Origin of the sequence: Simiduia curdlanivorans, assembly GCF_030409605.1 — a bacterium.
Lineage (GTDB): Bacteria > Pseudomonadota > Gammaproteobacteria > Pseudomonadales > Cellvibrionaceae > Simiduia > Simiduia curdlanivorans.
This window is the reverse complement of sequence record NZ_JAUFQG010000006.1, coordinates 867,839-888,004: the sequence shown is the minus strand read 5'-3', so window position 1 is coordinate 888,004 and position 20,166 is coordinate 867,839. Positions and strand designations below refer to the sequence as shown.

Annotated in this window: 11 protein-coding genes and 1 riboswitch; of the genes, 3 read left to right on the top strand and 8 right to left on the bottom strand. The window is 51.1% G+C overall.

The annotated features are described in order from the left end of the window. Positions 1-10: 10 nt before the first annotated feature. The 6 genes from QWY82_RS17685 to QWY82_RS17660 form a co-directional block, all read right to left on the bottom strand. Entirely contained in the window at positions 11-2,155 is a 2,145-nt protein-coding gene (locus QWY82_RS17685; RefSeq protein WP_290265013.1) for an adenosylcobalamin-dependent ribonucleoside-diphosphate reductase, read from the bottom strand. A gap of 201 nt (positions 2,156-2,356) precedes the next feature. Then, positions 2,357-2,905 carry a molybdenum cofactor biosynthesis protein B gene (moaB, locus tag QWY82_RS17680; RefSeq protein ID WP_290265011.1) on the bottom strand — a complete coding sequence of 183 codons (549 nt, stop codon included), beginning with the start codon at positions 2,903-2,905 and terminating at the stop codon, positions 2,357-2,359. Between the two features lie 21 nt (positions 2,906-2,926). Then, positions 2,927-3,925, bottom strand: coding sequence for a GTP 3',8-cyclase MoaA (moaA, locus tag QWY82_RS17675; RefSeq protein WP_290265009.1), 999 nt, complete (start codon positions 3,923-3,925; stop codon positions 2,927-2,929). Beyond that, positions 3,917-4,096, bottom strand: a riboswitch (molybdenum cofactor riboswitch). (Overlaps the previous gene by 9 nt.) Positions 4,097-4,226: 130 nt before the next feature. Next, on the bottom strand, positions 4,227-4,613 hold the full coding sequence (locus QWY82_RS17670) for a putative zinc-binding protein (RefSeq protein WP_290265008.1): 387 nt from the start codon (positions 4,611-4,613) through the stop codon (positions 4,227-4,229). Positions 4,614-4,641: 28 nt separating this feature from the next. After that, a complete protein-coding gene (locus QWY82_RS17665; protein WP_290265006.1) occupies positions 4,642-5,853 on the bottom strand; it encodes an NnrS family protein in 1,212 nt (403 codons plus the stop codon). Beyond that, positions 5,853-7,130, bottom strand: a complete 1,278-nt coding sequence (locus tag QWY82_RS17660; protein ID WP_290265004.1) for an MFS transporter — start codon at positions 7,128-7,130, stop codon at positions 5,853-5,855. Before QWY82_RS17660 ends, QWY82_RS17665 begins: the two co-directional genes overlap by 1 nt. 310 nt (positions 7,131-7,440) lie before the next feature. On the opposite strand from QWY82_RS17660, the gene QWY82_RS17655 reads away from it, so the two are divergent. Together QWY82_RS17655 and QWY82_RS17650 are read left to right on the top strand one after the other, a co-directional pair. After that, on the top strand, positions 7,441-8,916 hold the full coding sequence (locus tag QWY82_RS17655) for a NarK family nitrate/nitrite MFS transporter (RefSeq protein WP_290265002.1): 1,476 nt from the start codon (positions 7,441-7,443) through the stop codon (positions 8,914-8,916). Positions 8,917-8,998: 82 nt separating this feature from the next. Then, positions 8,999-10,744 (top strand): bifunctional protein-serine/threonine kinase/phosphatase, encoded by a 1,746-nt coding sequence (locus QWY82_RS17650; protein WP_290265000.1) that lies wholly within the window; start codon positions 8,999-9,001, stop codon positions 10,742-10,744. 298 nt (positions 10,745-11,042) lie between these two features. On the opposite strand, the gene QWY82_RS17645 is transcribed toward QWY82_RS17650, so the two are convergent. Further along, positions 11,043-13,754, bottom strand: a complete 2,712-nt coding sequence (locus QWY82_RS17645; RefSeq protein ID WP_290264999.1) for a TonB-dependent receptor domain-containing protein — start codon at positions 13,752-13,754, stop codon at positions 11,043-11,045. An 85-nt stretch (positions 13,755-13,839) separates the two neighbouring features. Next, positions 13,840-15,399, bottom strand: a complete 1,560-nt coding sequence (locus QWY82_RS17640) for a beta-helix domain-containing protein (protein WP_290264997.1) — start codon at positions 15,397-15,399, stop codon at positions 13,840-13,842. A gap of 437 nt (positions 15,400-15,836) precedes the next feature. On the opposite strand from QWY82_RS17640, the gene hrpA reads away from it, so the two are divergent. Beyond that, the gene (gene hrpA, locus QWY82_RS17635) at positions 15,837-19,757 is read left to right on the top strand and encodes an ATP-dependent RNA helicase HrpA (RefSeq protein ID WP_290264994.1); all 3,921 of its coding nucleotides are present in this window, start codon (positions 15,837-15,839) and stop codon (positions 19,755-19,757) included. The last annotated feature ends 409 nt before the right edge of the window (positions 19,758-20,166 follow it).

Below are 20,166 nucleotides of genomic sequence, written 5' to 3'. Positions count from 1 at the left end.
TTTTATGGCCTCAAAACTTTCCGTAATAGCCTTCTTTTAAGGCGTCGTACAAGTTGGCGGCGGTATGGCTTTCGCCATCGTAGATAACAGTGTCATTACCTTTTGCTGTCACTTGGCTACCGTCTTCTAGGGTGAAACGGTATTGGGTTTTCTCCAGGTCTGACTCTTTCACCAATACGCCCTGGAAGGCCTCTGGGTTGAAGCGGAAGGTGGTGCAACCTTTTAAGCCTTTGCTATGGGCGTAGAGATAAATATTCTTAAAATCTTCGAAGGCGATATCGCTGGGCACGTTAATGGTTTTTGAAATGCTCGAATCTACCCAGCGCTGCGCCGCTGCTTGCACATCCACATGTTGCTCCGGGCTAATGTCATCGCTGGTGATAAAATAATCCGGTAGTTGTTGCGCAGGGTCTTGGCTGTAAGGCATTGCCGCGGGGTTTATTAGCGCGCGATAGGCCAACAGTTCGAAGGAGAAAACATCGACCTTTTCTTTGCTTTTTTTACCTTCGCGAATCACATTGCGGGCATAGTGATGGGCAAAACTTGGCTCGATGCCGTTGCTGGCATTGTTCGCCAGCGAGAGACTGATTGTACCTGTTGGTGCAATGGAACTGTGGTGGGTAAAGCGGCAACCAGATTCGGCGATGCTGTTAACGAGCTCAGGGTCTTCTTCGCCGATCAATTGCATGTAGGCTGAATAGCGCGCGTGTAATATTTTGCCCGGTAGGCTATCGCCAAGTTTGTACTTGTTTTTAAGGGCCGGATTTTTTTGTAGCAGTGCTTCGGTGACTTCAAACCTTTCCTCGAAAATGGGTGCCGCTCCTTTTTCTTTGGCCAGAGCCACACCCTCGCGCCAACCGGCGAGTGCTAATTCTTTGCTCACTTGTTCGGTAAAGGCGATAGACGCCGGTGTGCCGTAGGCGATACGCAACATCGTTAGGGTTGAACCCAAGCCTAACAAGCCCATGCCGTGGCGGCGTTTCCGTAAAATTTCTTGTTGCTGGCCCGGCAGTGCCAGGCCGTTGATTTCAACCACATTGTCGAGCATGCGAGTAAACACACGCACGAGTTTTCTAAATTTATCCCAGTCGAAATTGGCATTTTCGCTGAACGGCTCGAGTACGCACTGGGTCAAGTTAATCGAACCGAGTAGGCAACTGCCATAGGGTGGTAGTGGCTGTTCGCCACAGGGATTGGTGGCGCGAATGTCTTCGCAAAACCAATTGTTGTTCATCTGGTTGACCCGGTCGATGAGGATAAACCCTGGCTCGGCGTAATCGAAGGTGGAAGCCATTATTTGATCCCACAGGCGTTTCGCCGGCAGGGTACGATAGACGCGGCAAGCCACGTCGCCCTGAGGATTTCGCACTAAGGCACCGTCTAGGTGATCGAGCCTGCGCCACACCACGGCGTTGCAGTCTTGCAGATTCACCGGATTGGTTTGCAAATCTTTTTCGGTCATGGGGAAGGACAATTTCCACGGTTCATCGGCGCGCACGGCGGCAATAAAATCTTCGCTAATGAGTAGCGATAAATTGAACTGCCTGAGTCGGCCTGCTTCGCGTTTGGCGCGAATGAAATCTTGTACGTCCGGGTGATGGATATCGAAGGTGGCCATTTGCGCGCCGCGCCGGCCACCGGCGGAGGAGACGGTGAAACACATCTTGTCGAAAATATCCATGAACGACAACGGCCCCGAGGTATGGGCGCCGGCACCACTCACGTAAGCACCCTTTGGCCGCAAGGTGGAAAACTCGTAACCGATGCCGCAACCGGCCTTCAGCGTCAGGCCCGCTTCCAAGTTCTTTTCTAAAATGCCTTGCATGGAGTCGTCGATGGTACCGCTGACGGTGCAATTGATGGTTGAGGTGGCGGGTTTGTAATCTTGAGCGCCCGCATTGGAGACGATCCGGCCGGCCGGAATTGCACCGTTTTCGAGGGCCCATTGAAACTGTTCTAACCAATGCTTTTTATTTTTTGGCTCAAGCGCCGACAAGCTTTCGGCAATGCGGCGCCAGCTCGCGTTGATATCGCCGTCTACCGGTTGGTTGGCTTTATCTTTCAGCCGATACTTTTTATCCCAGATATCCAGTGATGCAGGTTGTAGGGCAATTTGACTGACGTTACGTGCTGGCTGCTTGAGATCCTGAGTCATTCTAGGCTTCCTTTTTAATGTGGGCTTATCCTGATGGATGAAGATGGCTGCCACAATACCTAGGGGTGGGTAAGGGGGTATTGATCTATATCTAGTGTTTTGGAGTTATTGGCTGCAAGCTGCAAGCAACAAGCTGAAAATCGATCTCAGGCTTGTAGCTTGTAGGGGCCGGCCATCCGGCTTGTAGCTTGTTGCTTGCAGCTAGTTGCCCCTAACCCCACACTCACCGCGCTCAATGTCGATTAAGTGCGGTACGAAATTGCAGGGGCCTTGGCGGGCGTCTAGTTGGGCGTTGATGATTTCGTCCCAGGCGGTGTGGCAGGCGTTATTGGAACCGGGTAGGCAGAAAATAAGCGTGTTGTTGGCCAGGCCTGCCAAGGCGCGGGATTGAATGGTTGAGGTACCTATTTGGGCAAAACTGATGTGGCGAAACAACTCGCCAAAGCCTTCCACTACTTTATCAAATAGTGGCGTCATCGCTTCCGGGGTGCTGTCGCGGCTGGTAAAACCCGTGCCACCGGTGATTAAAATAACCTCTACCTTGGCGCTAGCAATCCACTGCGATGCTTGCGCGCGGATTTGGTAAATATCATCGATAACGATGGCGCGGTCGGCCAGTGTGTGCCCGGCACTGATGACCTTATCGATCAAGAGCTGACCGGAGGTGTCTGTGTCGAGAGTTCGGGTATCCGATACCGTTAGTACGGCGATGTTTAAGGCAATGAGTTCGGCGGCGGTGTGGTGGCCCATGATAAAAATCCTCTACAAATGTTAGCCGCCTAGCATGGCGAGGTGGCGAGTGTGACCTGTGTTTCCAAGGTGCAATTGGTGGCCGGCTTGTTTACCTAGCACCAGTTGTCTGAGGTGTGCTGCTAGCTCGGGTGCACTGGCGTGTTGAAGTTGCGAGCGAATATCTAAACCTTCGTCGCCAAATAAGCACAGGTGCAATTTGCCCTCGGACGATACCCTTAGGCGATTGCAGCTGGCGCAAAAATTTTTGCTGTAGGGCATGATTAATCCGATATTGCCGGCGTAATCAGGGTGGCTGTATTCGAGTGCTGGCCCGGCATCTGGGCCGCGAATAATTTGCGACCAACCCTCGTCGATCAACTGTTGCTGTATGTGTTGGGCCGAATAATGTTGGGCGTTAAAGTAGCCTGTGTTATCGCCAGTGTTCATGAGCTCAATGAAGCGCAAGGTAATGGGCAGGTTTTTAACTAAGTTAAAAAAGTCGGCCAGCTCGTGGCTGTTATAGGTTTTTAACAGCACAGTGTTGAGCTTTACCTCGCGCATGCCCAGTGCGAGTGCTTGTTCTAAAGCGGCCAATACCTCGCGCGCCTTGTCCTGACCGGTGATGAGTTTGAAGGTGTCTGGCCTTAGGCTATCGGCGCTTAGGTTGAGCTGATCTAGGCCGGCGTCGATAAACGCTGGAAGCTGTTTCGTCATGCGGTAGCCATTGCTGGTAAGGGCGACCTTGTCAATGCCAGAGGTCGTCTTACAGGCAGCAATAATTTCCGGTAAATCTTTTCTGAGCGTTGGCTCGCCGCCGGTAAGGCGTATTTTTTTCGTGCCATTGAAAGCGAAAGCGGCAACAATTTTTTCAATCTCAGTAAGCGCCAGTGGCGACTCGTCACCGCTGGGGCAATAGCCATTGGGCAGGCAGTAGTTACAGCGAAAATTGCAGGCGTCGGTGATAGAGAGCCGCAAGTAGGTGAAGCGCCGTTGGAATTGATCGATAAACTGCGCCGGTGCAGTGTTGTAACTGTTCATTTTAAGATGCCTTTCCAAGTGGGGGAGGCTGAACCGTTTCCGAATCAACCCTGTGCACGAAAACTGCAACACATACATTGTGCTACTTGCGCGCTGCGGCGAGAAAGCCTTACGTATCAAACACGGGGTGACTGAACGCTTAGGCCAGCTAGCTCGGCATGAATCTAGTTTGCGTGTTTTTCGCGCGGATTGGCATTGCTCTAAACAAGTAGCGTTTTTACCTAATATGTACCCCCTTTTGAGTAGCTTTAGCGCGCTTGACGTGGCGTTGACGGCACGGGCACCTTGCTATGCTCGCTGCCTAATGGCTGGGTGGTGTGAGCTGGTAATTGTTGACCAGGCGCTCAACAACTTGCTCTACATCGGCTGTTGAATAATCACTGTGGTAGCGTTTTTTGTAGTCCCAGTCGGCGAGTTGAACATGGTGTGTTGGCTCAACCCCGGCGTTTGATAGACAGGCTTTGGCGCAGGCCAATGCGCAGCCATCAATAGCAATAATGTCGCGCCCGGCCAGTGCTTTTTTTACCAGTGATTTGACGCCGCCACCAACACCGGCAATGCAAGACATTTCTGCCAAGCCCTGTCGATCCAGATTAACGGCAACGTTATTGGCAAGCTGGGCGACGTTAGAGCAGCCGGAGCAAGCGTAGATAAGGGGTATGAGTTTTGCGTCGGTTTTTATACTCACAGTATTTCCTGCAGATCGAAAGGGGCGCTTAGCCCGGTTTACCATCCAGTCGCGGCCGAGTGAGTACTGGCCAATAGATAATTGCAAAAATGCCGTAGGCCAGTATCCACAAAAAGGCGGTTGTATTAAGTAACCAGTAGCTCGCACTGGGTAGGAGCCACATTAAAACCGTGCGGGTTAACGCGGCCAGCGCAATGGCGATAAATGCCAGGCTCATGATCGGCGCTGGTATTAAAGGCCGCCCCGAGTGGCCGAGCGCGACGCGAGCCATCATGGCCAAGATCATATTGGCCATGGCGCCAACGAATAACAGGTGCATGGCTGTGGAGTAGGTCACAATGGGCATAACAGATAGCGATGGCCAAGCTAGGGTGAAATAGTGAATGCTGAGCAGAAGCAGCATCAGTGGCATAAACAGAAAGCTAATATGCAAAGACCAGAGCAAGGGCACTTTCGTGGTGACCCAAAAGCGCCAGCGCAGTACGCGCCAAAACTGAATGCCGGCCACCAGTGCGCAGACGAAAAAATTGACGCTGGCGGGTATCAGTTTGGCGACACCGCTGGCTTGGCATAGCACCACAAATAAGGTGCTGGCCAGGGTCGCTATCTCGAGCGCCGGAATATTATTGACCTTGGTTGTTTGGCTGCCATTGGCGGTGAACATGGGTACAATTCTGCCACCGAGAATGGTCATAATCATCACCACCAGCCAAGCCGCACCGTAGATACCTTGTAAAGCGGTGACGAAATCGCCACGCCATAAGGCGATATGACTAACTAAGTTGCCGACAAACATAAGCAGCAGTATCGGTACAAACAGTAAGTTTCGGTATTGTTTAATTGTGATCACAGGCTTAGCGAGACAGTAGATCACGGCGGGTAAAAACAAGAGATCGAGAGTGGCGCTTATGATTGTTGGCGCTTTGATTGCCAATGCCAACCTCGCCCCTAGCCAAAGCGCAAGTAACAACAGCAATGCTCGGCCTTTGATGCCAGGAATGCCGGTCCAGTTTTGTACCGCAGTGAGCAGAAAGCCGGTGACGATGGCGCAGACAAAACCGAAAACCATCTCATGTGCGTGCCAAAAATAACTGCCGCCATAGGGGTTGAAGCTTAACCAGCCGTTGAGGCTAGCAATCCACAGGGCAACGGCGATAGCGCTAAAAACACCACCAAAAAGAAAAAATGGCCTAAATGCCAAACCCAGTAGTGCGGGTGTTTTGCTAATTAACTGAGACATTAATCTTGCTCTAAAAAATTACTGGTTTGCGCCTGCTGTAAGCGCTGTTGAAAGCGATCGGCTTTATTGGCGAAAAACATCACGATCATACACAGGGCTAGAACGGCATATAGCACCATAAAGCAAACGCTATAGATACCCACCAAATCAACCGCAACACCAAATACGATGGGCAAGGTACATCCACCTAAAGCGCCGAGCGCGGCGACAAAGCCGCCGACACTACCCATAGCATTAGGATAATAGTCATTGATAATTTTATAAACGCTGGCGCGGCCAAAACCTTGCGCGATACCTATGACGAATATAAGCCAGGTAAAAAACCACACATTGATTTCTATGCTCAGGTTTACGTCTTGGTTGACGCCGTGGATAGTCATGGTGGTAGGCGGATAGCTAAGAAAAAACAAGCACACAAGGCAGAGCCAAAAAACATTCCAGTTAACGGCGCGGCCGCCGTAGCGGTCGGCAAACCAGCCGCCGAGGGCGCGCACCATGCTCGAACTGGTGGCGAAAAATAGGGTAAAGGCCATGGCCGCACCGTCGCTCATGCCGTAGGCATTGGCATAGTATTGCGGTAGCCAAAGAATGAGCGCGAGGTAGCTGCCAAAAACAAAATAGTAATAGAGGCCAAATCGCCATACCTGCAACTGCTTAAAATAACGCAGTTGCGCTTTCCAGGAGCCAGTCGATGCTGGTCTTAAGTTGGATTGATGCTGAGGCGCAAAAAGTGCAAAAAGGATCAGCATAAATATCATGCCAAGGGCGTAAAACCAGCCCAAACTCGCCCATCCAAATGCGTCGACCAACAACGGTGCTAGTGCTAAGGTAATCGCCGCACCAGCATTGCCAGCGCCGAAAATTCCCAGTGCTGTGCCTTGTTGATTGCGCTCAAACCAATCGGTGACATAGCGCACGCCAAAGGTAAATGATGTGCCGCTAATGCCTAGCCAGAGTCCAATAACCATGTAGTGCCAGAGCTCTGTCGCATAGGGCAGTAATAGCAGGGGTGGAATCAGTAGCGCCATTTGCCAAAGCCAGAGGCGACGCGCGTTACCTGCATCGGCGGCGAGTCCAGCCGGAATCCTGAGTAGTGCACCGGTGAGCATTGGCGAGGCGAAAAATAAACCCAGTTCGGTGGCCGAGAGCGCCATGGTTTCTTGCAGTTGTAAGCCAATAACCGCATATAAAATCCAGACAGAAAAGTTTGCCGCGAACGCCAAGGTCGCCATGGCTAATGCTAGCTTGGCTTTGGGTTGATAGTTTTGCATATTCATAGGCATCGCATTCTCTGGTTCTAGGGTTACTTTAACCAAGTCATTTGCCGCGAACTATGGGCTAACCACTTTTTGTTAGGTTTGTTAGTGGTGCTACTCATTTGTGGGTAAAGCCCCCGTAATTAACAGGGTTTTATGGCGACAAATGTTTTCCAGAGTGAGTAGAAAGTGGGTATTAGGCAAAACTTTTGCTCAACAATCAATGGGCCTCAGTTGATTCAGGTCAAGTGGGGTTTTGAGCCTGCGCGCGACACTGAGCCTGTCAATGAAGTCAGCCAAAAAGTTTGACTGGCGAGTATCTGGAGGCTTTATGTCGAGTGACCACAAAATTAATCTGTTTGCCTTAGGCGACCCAAAGATAAAAACCCTACACATCACGTGGTTTGCATTCTTTCTTACCTTCGTGGTCTGGTTTAACCATGCGCCTTTGTTGGTGTTTATGAAAGAAGCCTTCGATATGAGTAGTCAGCAAATCAAAGCGCTGATGATATTGAACGTCGCTTTAACCATTCCTGCTCGCATTGTCATCGGCATTCTGGTGGACAAATTCGGCCCACGAAAAGTTTACAGTGGTTTGCTTCTGGCATCGACGGTGTTGTGTTTGTTATTTGCTTTTGCTAATTCCTATGAGCAACTGGCGTTGATGCGTTTTCTTATGGGTTTCGTGGGGGCCGGTTTTGTTATCGGTATTCGCATGGTGGGCGAGTGGTTCCCCCATAAATCAGTGGGCATAGCCGAAGGCATTTACGGTGGCTGGGGTAACTTTGGTTCGGCTGCCGCAGCCATGACCTTGCCAACCTTGGCATTGATGTTTGGTGGTGAGAACGGCTGGCGTTATGCCCTGGCTAGCACCGGCATCATCGCTGGCATCTACGGGGTTTTTTATTACATTGTTGCACGCGACACGCCAAAGGGTTCAACCTATTTCAAACCGAAAAAGGCTGGTGGGCTAGAAGTAACCAGTTGGAAAGACTTCTATTTATATCTGGCCATGAACTTACCCATGTACTTTGCCTTGGCGCTTTTGGCTTGGAAATTATCACCCGCCAACTTAGGGCTGTTAACAGCAACAGCAACTTACAGCATTTACGCCGTATTAGTGGTTTTGTTTGGCTATCAAACCTATAAAATTTGGCACGTTAATATTGAACACTTACGTGCCGGCGTACCTGAATTGGATCGCTATAGTTTTAAGCAGGTGGCCATTCTCGATTGGTCCTACTTTGTGACGTTCGGATCAGAGCTCGCGGTTGTCTCTATGTTGCCGCTGTTCTTCCTCGAAACTTTCGAAGGTCTATCACCCGTGAAGGCTGGCCTCTTGGCATCCGGTTTTGCATTTATGAATTTGGTGGCGCGCCCAACCGGTGGTTGGTTTTCTGATCGCTTCGGCCGTCGTAAATCATTGATGATTTTAATTGGTGGTTTGGCACTTGGCTATTTTGTGTTGAGCCAAATTACCTCGGGATGGTGGATTCCGGTAGCTGTTATTGCCACTATGTGTTGTTCCTTTTTCGTTCAGGCCGGTGAAGGTGCAGTGTTTGCGGTTGTGCCTTTGATTAAGCGGCGTATGACCGGGCAAATCGCCGGCATGGCCGGTGCTTATGGCAATGTGGGTGCGGTTACCTACTTGACTATTTTAAGTTTTGTGGATTACAGCACGTTCTTTTTAGTGATTGCCTGCAGCGCCCTGATTGTGTTCTTTATTGCCATGATGATGGATGAGCCTAAAGGCCAAATCAGCGAGGTATTGCCTGACGGTACTGTGCACCTAATCGACGTAGGTTAAACTGAGTTTAGGTTTGTTATCTCAGTGTAATGGACGGCGCCCGCTCTAGCGGGCGTTTTTTGAATAAAGGTGTGCGCAGGCTATGACGAAAACATTAACAATCACCAGTAGCTACTTCACCACCGCCGGTATCAAAAGTATCAATGAAGACAGCGCCGCTATCGAGGTGCCTGTTGATGACTATCTTTTGTCGTCAAAAGGGGTTGTGGCCTGTGTTGCCGATGGCGTCTCCTCCGCTGAAGCGGGTAGGGAGGCGAGCAGCACGGCGGTGAGTCGTTTTGTCGAAGAATACTTTCGCACACCCGATACCTGGTCTGTGTCGCGTAGTGGCGAGAAAATTCTTTCAACCCTTAACCTGCGTTTATATCGAAAAAGCCATGAATTTGTGACTAGCACAAAAGGCTATTTGTGCACCTTTAGTAGCCTCGTAATAAAGAGCCGCACCGCGCATTTCTTTCATGTGGGCGATAGTCGTATTTATAAGCTCAGTGTGGTTGAGGGCAATGCGTCGCTCAAGCAATTGACGCGTGATCATGCGGTAATGATGGGTGGCGAGAAGCCAACGTTAACCCGTGCTATCGGTATGGATAATCGCTTGAATATCGATTACGGCTCCGTTGAGGTAAGGCAGGGCGATCAATTTCTAATCACCAGTGATGGTGTTCATGATTTCCTTACCGAGCAGGCGTTAACGCAATTTTTAACGCAAGCCTCGGCGTCGGATAATTTAGCTAAACAACTATGCGATCTGGCAGCTCGGGCCGGGAGCGACGATAATATCAGCGCCGCTTGGTTGCGTGTTGATCAGTTGCCGGATGAAAAGCTCGAAGACTATCACGCCAAACTTACCCGCCTACCTTTTCCACCCGAGCTAAATGTGGGTGAAAAGCTTGATGGATTTCGTATTGATAAGCTGCTTTTTGCGTCCGCCCGCAGCCAGTTGTATTTGGTCACCGATCTCGATAGTGGTGAACAATATGCGATGAAAACGCCATCTCATAACTATGAGGACGATGCCAGTTATATCGACCGTTTTATCCAGGAGGAGTGGATAGGTAAGCGTATCCAAAGCCCCTATGTTGTCCAAGTCATTCAACAAAAGAAACCGCGCAACTTTTTGTACTACCTTATGGCGTATATTGAAGGCGAAGGCTTAGATGAATGGATTGCACGCAATATGCCGCCCAGCCCACGGCAAGCTATTGCGTTAGTAAAAGATATTGCCGAGGGTTTAAAAGCGTTTCACGAAAACGAAACGGTGCATCAAGACTTACGCCCAGCTAACATTCGTATCACCGCAGATACCCGTGCCATTATTCTCGATTTTGGCTCTGTCTATGTAGCTGGTCTGGCTGAACTGCATCGCCCTTTAGTACATACCTCCGCACTCGGCACCGCATCCTATTCAGACCCTTTGTATATTATGGGCTCTAATCCAGGTATTCAGGGCGATGTTTATGCGCTAGCCACAATAGCCTATGAAATGTTCACCGGCGAGCTACCCTACGGTAGCGCAATTGAGGAGTGCCGGTCTGCGTTTGATTACAATCATCTGCGCTATAAAAGTGCGAGTTTGTTTAACCCTGTGGTGCCGCTCTGGTTTGATAGTGCATTAAAAAAAGGTACCGAATTTGATTTGGCCCAGCGTTACAGCACCGTGGAGCAATTGATGCAGGATCTACAGCAACCCAATGCCGAGTTCTTGCGCGATGAGCCTATGACCGCGCGCAGTGCCAGTAGCATTGCCTTTTGGCAGATATTGAGTGGCTTCTGGTTTTTGACGTTGCTGCTTGTGATTTATTTGTTTTCGCAGGTTTCTGGCGGTTAACAGGTAAGCTCCGCTTTTTTTTGGGCCTAGTCACGCATTAGGTTTATAAATCCAAGTGTGGGGCCACTTTTGAAAAATAAAAAATGGGCCGAAAGGCCCATAGTGATAGGGGATTAATTGCGAAGTTCATTATTGTCGCCTGCTACTGTGCAAAGGTGCGGATTACGTCCGCGGTTTTGCTATGCCTTTCAAGTGCCTAATCCATCCGGGCTATTCACAGGTCGTTGCTTCGTCTTCGAATAAGACCGTCCTTGGTAAATACTACTTCCAGATTACTGCAAACATACTAGATGGCTGATTACAGGTCCCACTTTACGCCCAAGCTAAAGGTCCGCTCTGCCGTTTCCTCTAAAATGACCACGCTATCCTGTTCAATGCTGCGCTTTTCACTGAGTAGGTTTGTGGCCCTTAGTCGCACACTTAAATTTTCCATCGGATAGAAGGCATAGTTTAAGTCGAGCGAGTTGAATGGCTGTTCGTAAGCGTCGTCGGCCCCGTCCCGTGCCGCGAACACTATCCGGTCACCAAAGTAGTTATAGGCTAGCGTTGCGCTATGGTAGCCGCTGGGCGAGTCATAACCGAGTTGGATGTTGGCGACTTCTTTAGAGTGGCCGGTCATGCGGCGGCTGTTATTGGTTAAACCAATATCCGTATCGCTAATGGTGATGTCCGAGTCACTGAAGGTTAAATTGCCCGATACGAAGTAGCCTTCAGTCCAACTGGCTACGTTATCTAAGGCTTTTAACCACTCAATTTCAACACCGGCCAAGTTTGCCTTTTCAGCGTTGACGAAGGTGAGCACAACGTTATCGTCTGAGCCTGCGGCGCGAATGGTTTCAATGGGGCTATCGATTTCTTTGAAAAAGGCCGACACGGTGAAGCTGTCGCCATCATCAAAAAACCACTCGCCACGGGCGTCAAAGTTTTGCAGGTCTGAGGTTTCGAGATAGGGGTTGCCTACCACGCGGTAGTCAGTGGTTGGATCAATGTACTGAACCACCGCAACTTCCCGTAGATCTGGTCTAACGGTGGTGCCGCCATAACCCAAGCGAAATTGGAACTGCTCAGCCCAAAAGTCTTGGGTCATGTAAGTCATCGAAAGCGAGGGATAGTCCTTACTTTCATTGACCACAATGTTGACCAGTTCTTCATCGCTGACGCGTGATTGATTGTCGAAATCCAACGTGTCTATCGGTAGCGACACTTGACGGAAATTTTCGTGCCGAACACCACCGGAAAGGCGCCAGGTGTCGTCGAAGGTAAGGTCGAACTTACCGTAGTAGCCGTCCAGCATTTGCGCGGCTAGGTAACTTTCCGCTTCTGCGGAACCGAGTGAAATGACCATGGCATTGTCGCGATTCAAAATGACATCATCACTCAATACCGCGCCGGGTGTATCGGACAATACCGTTAAAGGTGTATTCGATGTATCGAAATTTACCGTGGTGCCTAGGTAGGTACGATCTTTGCGCGAACTGTCTAACCCGCCCGATAGCTCAAGGTTATAGTTGTCACCTTGTAGCGGTAGGGTAAAGTCCCAGCCATAGCTCTCGACGTTATCTTCCATATCGGTGAATTGGAAGGTTGCCGCGGTCGAAATTTTTGCCATCCGTGTTTCTAAAATATCACCGGTCTGGACGTCAATCGTATCCAACCCTAAGATCGATACTTCATTGGGCTTTTCGGTGGTGGCTTGTGAGTCGCTATAATACCAACTGAAATTTAACTCATCGGCCCAGCGGAAGGGCAATTCGTAAATCAACTGATTAAAGCTAGACACTAGATTGTGCGAGCCTTTGATCTGGTCGGTGGTCAGCTCGCGCTCTTCGTAGCGAAGGTCGTACTCAACGTAGCGATTGCCGCTGTTGACGGTGATGCTGTTGCCATCAAAGCCGCGCTTGATGGAGGCCTCGTCTTCGGTGTTGCGAATGAACAAATGCATCACATCAATTTGATGATCTTCACCGTACACCAAGCCGCCGCTCAAACTACCTGACATGGAAATTTCATCGGTGGTGGCGAAGGTTTCGGAGAAAATTTCGTCCGGTGCACTGTTAGAGCGATTGGTTAGGTCTTGATTGCGAGCTTTACGGTCGTAAGAGCCGAGTGCAAGAAAGCCAATATCCCAGTCTTCGCTCACCGTCCACTTATTGCCTACGCCGAGTTTGAGCTTTTTGTCGTAGTCATTGGTGCTGGTGCCGATATCCACATCGCGATTCAGCGAAGTGGCCAGCTCGCGGTTGATGTCTGCCGCTTCATTGACAGTGTGAAAGCCACCGTCTTTATTCAGCGTTTGGTAAATATTCGACACTGAAATATTACCGCGATAGGTATTTATCGCTTGGGTTATTTCCTGTGGCAAAGCCCGTGTGCCGTCGTCGGTACCGAAGGCGTCGTCGCCACCACCGGCGTAAGTCAGGCCATCTTTACCGGTGCTGTCTGAGGCCCAGCCGGTACCAACAGAAATATTAACCAGTAAATCTTCGGGAATGGCGCGCGTGCGTATGTCTACGTTACCGCCACCAAAATTGGCGGGCATGTCGGCAGAATACACTTTCTGTACCGCGAGCGATTCGATCAGTTCGGCTGGGAATATGTCCAGCGGAATTACATTGCGCTGCAAATCTGGCGAGGGCACTAAGGCACCGTTTAATTGGGCGGAGCTGTAGCGCTCGCCCAAGCCGCGCACGTAGATGAACTTGTCATCCACCAAGGTTAAACCCGGCACGCGACGCAAGGCGGCGGCCACGTTCGGGTCGCCGACGCGGACAATTTGTTCGCTGCTAATGATGTCAGTTACAACGTCGTATTCTAGGCGTTCGGCGATCACATCGGTGGCGCTTGATCGCTGCCTTGCGACAACGGCGATTTCTTCGATGGGGCTGACAATGTTAATTTTGCCATCAGTGTCTGATGCTTGTGCCAGAGTTGGCATTGACCAGGCTAATTGGCTCGCCGCGGCTATTCCTAACCAAAGGGCGCGACGTGGAATCTGTATTGGTGTTTTCATGGTGCTGACCTTTTGTCTCTGCCATAAGCGCTTAAGAAGGTCTAGAGCCAGCAGGCCCTAGACCGTTACCCGAGATCGAGTTGGCTTATAGACCTACGGTCCAACCGGCAGTCCAATCGTCACCTGAGGTTACCGCACCGAAGTGGGTTGGTGTTTCCATATCGGCGGCGATGTTTTTAACGTCGGTTAAGTTAACCGTGATAGCGCTGGCGCCGTCTGATTGCAGCAACATACCGGCTGTGTAAATACCCGATAAAACTGTTGCAGCTTCGGTGTCGCGGAAGTTATTGGTGAAACTGTCGAAGAAGGTAACGGTGTTGAAGGTGCTACCTGCAGGCAGGTCACTCGCGCCGGCGTTTTTCACAGTTTCTGAACAGGCCAGAATGTTGCTGTCGGCTTTAATCAAACCGTTTTCCGCATTCTGCACGGTACCGGTGCTGTTGATTTCAAAGCACTCGTTGCCAGAGGCGGGCGAGGTGACGATAGAGTTGTAGATTTCGCCTTCGGCACCGTGACGCAACAGGAAGCCTTCGCTATCGCCGTGCGTGTTTACCGCCTGATCGCGGCCAGAAGTAATGCAGGTGACGTTAGAGATGATGGGGTGAGACATGGGCGCAATTAACCAGTCTGCGGGGTTGCTGGCATTGGCTGGGCGACTATCTGAAATATTGTCGCCTTCGATGCAGCGGTTGCTATCGTCTTGCTTGATGATGGCGTATTGAATATGACCCACGTAGCCATCGGAAAAGTCTAAGGAGTCATCGCGTACGTTGACCAGTACAGCGTGTTTAACATTTACCGCGCCGCCGAAGAATTCGAAGCCATCATCGTAAGTGTTATATACCTGCACATAATCAACAACTGTGCCTGAACCAACAGCGTTAAAGGTAATGCCGTTGAGTTCGTCGCCTACAACAACAGCGAAGCCTGAGTGTTTTACCACAACATACTTAAGTGAACCCGAGCTCTCTGCGTTGTTGTTGCCACCGTAGTAGGATTCCTGGCCCTCTGACTGTACCGAACAAGTGCCGGCAGTGCGCTGAGCGTCGGTACAGTTATTGGTGATACCGTTACCGTTGATCATGATGCCGCCCCACTTGCTTACGGCGCCGGGGGTTTCGTTGTTTAACACTAAATCGTTGTAGCTAGAGAAGGTAATAGGTGCAGCGGGCGAACCATTGGCGATGATTTGTGAACCGCGTGAAATGCGTACGTAGTCGCTTGGGTTTTGAAAAGCGAGTTTATTACCTGCAGCAATAGTTAGCGTTGGGCCGTCGCCTTCCTGTGGAATAGCAACGCCGGCGGCAGCTTCAGCGGGTGTTACGTCGTCGCCGACAAACAGGCTGCTGGCAAAAATATGTACGCCGGAAATGAACGGAATGCTTAAATCTGTGGTGAGCGGTTTGTTTACGCCGACGAAGGTGGCATCGTAAAAGCAGTTGTTGCCATCGAAAGAACCTTGCAACGCTTGGCCGTCTACGGCATAGCTTGCACACGGGTTGTTTGTACCCGAACCGCCGCCAGAACTAACGCTGTTGTCCACTGAGTTATCGATGTTAGTGGGCGATACATTTACGTCGCCGCCACCACAGGCAAACAGCGCTGCTGTGAGTAGGTTTAGTGCAAATACGTTACGAATTTTCATGATGTTTTCCTAAAGATAAAGAAACCGTTGGTTTATAGTTGGCAGGTTTTATTTTCATGCAATGACCTACTTGGTGCGCCATACTAACGTACTAAAATGTCAGTTTTGTAACGCAAATATGAAGTTTATTGTTGGTTTTTTTGACAGAATTATGTCGCCAATATGACAGTTATTTTTCAGTTTATTGCCGTGAAATAGGCTCATCTATCGCGTGGTTTCCAGGATTTTTTTGTTGCTGTAGTGAGCTTGGTGCTTTGTCCATAACCCTTAGGTTGATCGGGCAGGTTCGAGCACGCGGTCGCCGGTTTAGCGGTTGGTAGGGAAGGCGAAGCAAGCGGGCTTGCCGCCATCAACTCGGCGTCTATCTATACCCACGCGCTATACCCACGCGGGTCATCGGCCTATAATTCCGCCTTTTGTCTGGTTTGGCTTTTTCTATGACGGCAGTAAATATCGGCGCGCTCTACCCACAGCTTGATCAACTTATGATCGCTGATGCGGCGCTGCTGCGTAAGCAATTGCACCGGTTACGCAAGCGATTAGAGCGGCAGCAGCCGGCGGATCACCTGGTTGGCGAGATGGTTGGCGAGATAGAGGCCAGTTTGGCAGCGGCTAGGGAGCGCATGGCCGGACGCGCCGCATTGGTCCCTGAGATTGCCTTTCCCGAGGCCCTGCCGGTGAGCCAGCGCGCGGGTGAAATCGCTCAGTTAATTGGCGCGCATCAGGTGGTGATTTTGGCCGGTGAAACCGGTTCGGGTAAAACCACGCAGCTGCCAAAAATTTGCTTATCCATTGGCCGCGGCCAGCGCGGGCTTATTGGCCACACCCAACCGCGGCGCTTAGCCGCGCGCACGGTGGCCGCGCGCATCGCCGAGGAAATGAACACCTCCCTAGGTGATCGGGTTGGCTATCAAGTGCGTTTTAACGATCAGAGCAGCGCCAACACCCTCGTAAAATTGATGACCGACGGCATTTTGTTGGCCGAAATTCAGAATGACCCGCTACTCACCCGCTACGACACCTTGATTATTGACGAGGCGCACGAGCGCTCGCTCAATATTGATTTCCTGTTGGGCTATTTAAAGCAGCTATTGCCCAAGCGCCCCGACCTCAAATTGATCATTACCTCCGCCACCATTGATTTGGCGCGCTTTTCCGAACACTTTGATGGCGCGCCTATCATCGAAGTCTCGGGCCGTACCTTCCCAGTGGACATTCGCTATCGGCCGGTGCTCGATGATGAAGGCGAGCTGGCCGAGCATATTAGCGCCGCTATTGAAGAGTTGCTGCAGGCGGAAAAGGGCAGCAGCCGGCGCGGTGGCGATATATTAGTGTTCTTAGCGGGCGAGCGTGAAATTCGCGAGACGGCGCTGGCATTGCGCAAGGCCAACTTACCCCACATTGAGGTGCTGCCGCTCTATGCTCGCTTGAGTTTGGCCGAGCAAACCCGGGTCTTTTCTGCCCACGCCGGCCGGCGCGTTGTGTTGGCGACTAATGTGGCAGAAACCTCCATTACCGTACCCGGTATTCGCTACGTCATAGACCCAGGCCTCGCCCGCATCAGCCGTTATTCCTATCGCACAAAAATTCAGCGCTTGCCGATCGAGCCAATATCCCAGGCCAGTGCCAACCAGCGCGCGGGCCGCTGTGGTCGCGTTAGCGAGGGTATTTGTATTCGACTCTATGAAGAGTCGGACTTCCTCAGCCGGCCGGCGTTTACCGATGCGGAAATTTTGCGCACCAACCTAGCCGCCGTTATTTTGCAAATGTTGTCCATGCGCATGGGTGCGATTGAAGACTTTCCCTTCGTCGATGCGCCGGATTCGCGCCTGATTAACGACGGCGTTAGGTTGCTGGAAGAATTGCAAGCGGTGAACAAAAAGCGCGAGTTAACTGCCATTGGTCGACAGCTGGCGCAAATGCCCGTAGATCCTACTCTCGGGCGAATGTTAGTGGCCGCGGCGCAAGCGGGCGCGCTCGATGAGGTGTTGATTATTGTGAGTGGCTTATCGGTACAAGACCCGCGCGAAAGGCCGGCCGATAAACAGCAAGCCAGCGACGAAAAGCACAAGCGTTTTCGCGACGACGATTCGGATTTTATCAGTTGGGTCAATCTGTGGCGTTACGTTGAAGCCCAGCGTCAGGAGCTATCGAGTTCGCAATTTGCCAAAACCTGTAAGCGTGAATTTCTATCTTGGTTGCGGATCAAAGAGTGGCGCGATATTCACTTGCAGCTGCGTTTAGCCTTGCGCGATTTAAAACTGCCGATGAATAAAGCGCCGGCCAGTTTCGAGGCGGTGCACAAGTCATTGCTGCCCGGTTTGCTGAACAATATCGGTACTAAGGGTGAGGAGAGAGAATACTTAGGTGCTCGCGCACGCAAGTTTCATATTTTCCCCGGCTCCGGGTTGTATAAAAAAACACCCAAGTGGATCGCGGCAGCAGAGCTTCTCGAAACCTCAAAGCTCTATGCGCATACGGTTGCCAAAATTGAGCCAGAATGGATCTTGGCGGTGGCCGATCACTTGGTTAAACGCGAGCACTTCGAGCCGCATTATTTCGTCAAAACTGGCCAGGTGATGGCCTTCGAAAAAATCAGCTTGTATGGTTTAACGCTGATAGAACGCAAGCGCGTCGCCTTTGGTAAAATCGACCCAGCGACGGCGCGTGAAGTGTTTATTCGCGCGGCCTTAGTAGAGGGTTTGTATCGCGGCAAGGGTGAGTTCTTCAATAGCAATCAGCAACTCATTGAGCAGTTGGGCGAACTGGAAGCGAAATCCCGCCGGCGCGATATTTTGGTGGACGATGAAGCGCTGTTCCGCTTTTTCGACGAGCGTATTCCGGCAGATGTGGTTAATTTAGCGGGTTTTGAGCACTGGCGTAAAAGCGCTGAAACGCAGCACCCATCACTGCTGCATTTAACCAAAGCCTATTTAATGCAGCACGATGCGGCGGCTATTACCCAAGCACAGTTTCCCGATAGCTTATCGCTCAATGGCATGGAGCTACCCCTGCAATACCATTTTGAACCCAATCACGCCGATGACGGCGTTAGCCTGCTGGTGCCCGTGAGCGTGTTGCATCAAATCCCTGAGTATCGTTTAGAGTGGCTGGTGCCTGGCATTTTAAAGGAGAAGTGTATCGCCTTAATCAAGGCGCTGCCGAAGCAATCGCGCAAACAATTTGTGCCCGTGCCCGAGTATGTGGACCGCGCCTTGGCGCGTATGACGCCGAGCAATGAGCCTTTAGCCTTGGCCTTAGGTGAGCAATTGTTTCGCTTGTCTGGTAATAAAATTGACCCAGCTCTGTGGTCTGACGTGGCACTCGATAATTACTATCGCATGAATATTGTGGTGCTGGATGAGCACGGTAAACGCATCGACGCCGGGCGAGATTTATTGGCACTGCGCGATAGTTATCGCGATAGGTTGCAGGCCAGTATTGAATCGGCCGGGCCGAGTTTGGAGCGGGCCGGCTTGACCGCTTGGACGGTGGGCACCATTCCCAGCCAAGATCAATTTAAACGCGCCGGTATTGCCATTCGCGTTTACCCGGGTTTGGTGGACGAGGGCGATACGGTGGCGTTGCGCATGCAAGACAATCCCGACGCCGCGGCTTGGCTACATCGCGAGGGCTTGATGCGTTTGATGTTATTAAATATGCCCGAGCAAACCCGCTATTTACATAAAGAATTATTGAAAGGTAAGGATATCGGCTTAACCATGGCCAGTTTGGGCAACCGCGAGACAGTTGCTAAGGAACTTATGGGTGCTGCCTTGTTGCAGTTGATTGAGGCAGAAGTGAGCGACTATGCAGTGCGCGATGAAAAAACCTTTCTCGCCTTGGTAGAGACCTGTAAGCCGCAACTGGTGCCAAAGGCGACGCTTTTGGCGTCGCAATTGGTTGCGGCGCTGACGTTATTGGTCGAAGTGCGCAAAACCATTAAGAGTCATCGCAATGCGCTTATGCTGGCGTTTTGTTTGTCGGATATTAAGAGCCAGCTCGAAGGTTTGTTTAGCCAAGGGGTGTTGTTGCATATGCCGCCCGATACCTTGTTGCAATACAGCCGCTACTTGAAAGCGGTGTTAATGCGCTTAGAAAAGGCGCCGCAAAATGTGCAGCGCGATAAGCTCGCGATGATCGAATGGCAGGCGGTGCAAGACGCCTATCTCGCGCTTCGGCAGCAGGTGGGTGACTACCGGGCTAATTTAACCCCGGCCTTGCAGCAGTTTCGCTGGTTGATGGAAGAGTATCGAATATCTTTGTTTGCACAAACCTTGAAGACGCAGGTGCCGGTATCAGCCAAGCGTTTGAATAAGCAGTTGCAAGAGATCAAAGCTGAATTGGGTTTGCATTAGCCGCTATTGCCTTCGCTTGAGCGCGAAAGCCGCTCTATTGGCCGCGGACGTGAACTAGGGAACCTCTGAATAACTCTGGTACCGTTCTGCGTGACCTGTAGCGGTCAGCCGCAAGGCGAGTTTCGTAGCTAATGGCCGTAGCCCTTAGCAAGAAGCTCAACGCAGCGGATGGCCACTAAAGGCCGCGCCCTGCGGGGCTTCCAGCAAATTCCGTGTGCGTTGTTGCGACTTCTCGACAGACCCCGGTATGCCTTCGAAGCCGCGCCTAGCCCACGAAATTTGCTGGAAGCCAGAGCGGCACCAGAGTTATTCAGAGGTTCCCTAGGGCTTAAAAAACTTGCGTCTATACTGTAACGTCGGTGTCTAAACTGGCTCCAATTCACTGATTTACACGGAAAGGGCACTTGCC

Coding starts and splice junctions, on each gene's coding strand:
- moaB (WP_290265011.1), bottom strand. CDS start 2,905: ATGGGCCACCACACCGCCGCCGAACTCATTGCCTTAAACATCGCCGTA.
- QWY82_RS17655 (WP_290265002.1), top strand. CDS start 7,441: ATGTCGAGTGACCACAAAATTAATCTGTTTGCCTTAGGCGACCCAAAG.
- QWY82_RS17645 (WP_290264999.1), bottom strand. CDS start 13,754: ATGAAAACACCAATACAGATTCCACGTCGCGCCCTTTGGTTAGGAATA.
- QWY82_RS17660 (WP_290265004.1), bottom strand. CDS start 7,130: ATGAATATGCAAAACTATCAACCCAAAGCCAAGCTAGCATTAGCCATG.
- moaA (WP_290265009.1), bottom strand. CDS start 3,925: ATGAACAGTTACAACACTGCACCGGCGCAGTTTATCGATCAATTCCAA.
- QWY82_RS17650 (WP_290265000.1), top strand. CDS start 8,999: ATGACGAAAACATTAACAATCACCAGTAGCTACTTCACCACCGCCGGT.
- hrpA (WP_290264994.1), top strand. CDS start 15,837: ATGACGGCAGTAAATATCGGCGCGCTCTACCCACAGCTTGATCAACTT.
- QWY82_RS17640 (WP_290264997.1), bottom strand. CDS start 15,399: ATGAAAATTCGTAACGTATTTGCACTAAACCTACTCACAGCAGCGCTG.
- QWY82_RS17685 (WP_290265013.1), bottom strand. CDS start 2,155: ATGACTCAGGATCTCAAGCAGCCAGCACGTAACGTCAGTCAAATTGCC.
- QWY82_RS17665 (WP_290265006.1), bottom strand. CDS start 5,853: ATGTCTCAGTTAATTAGCAAAACACCCGCACTACTGGGTTTGGCATTT.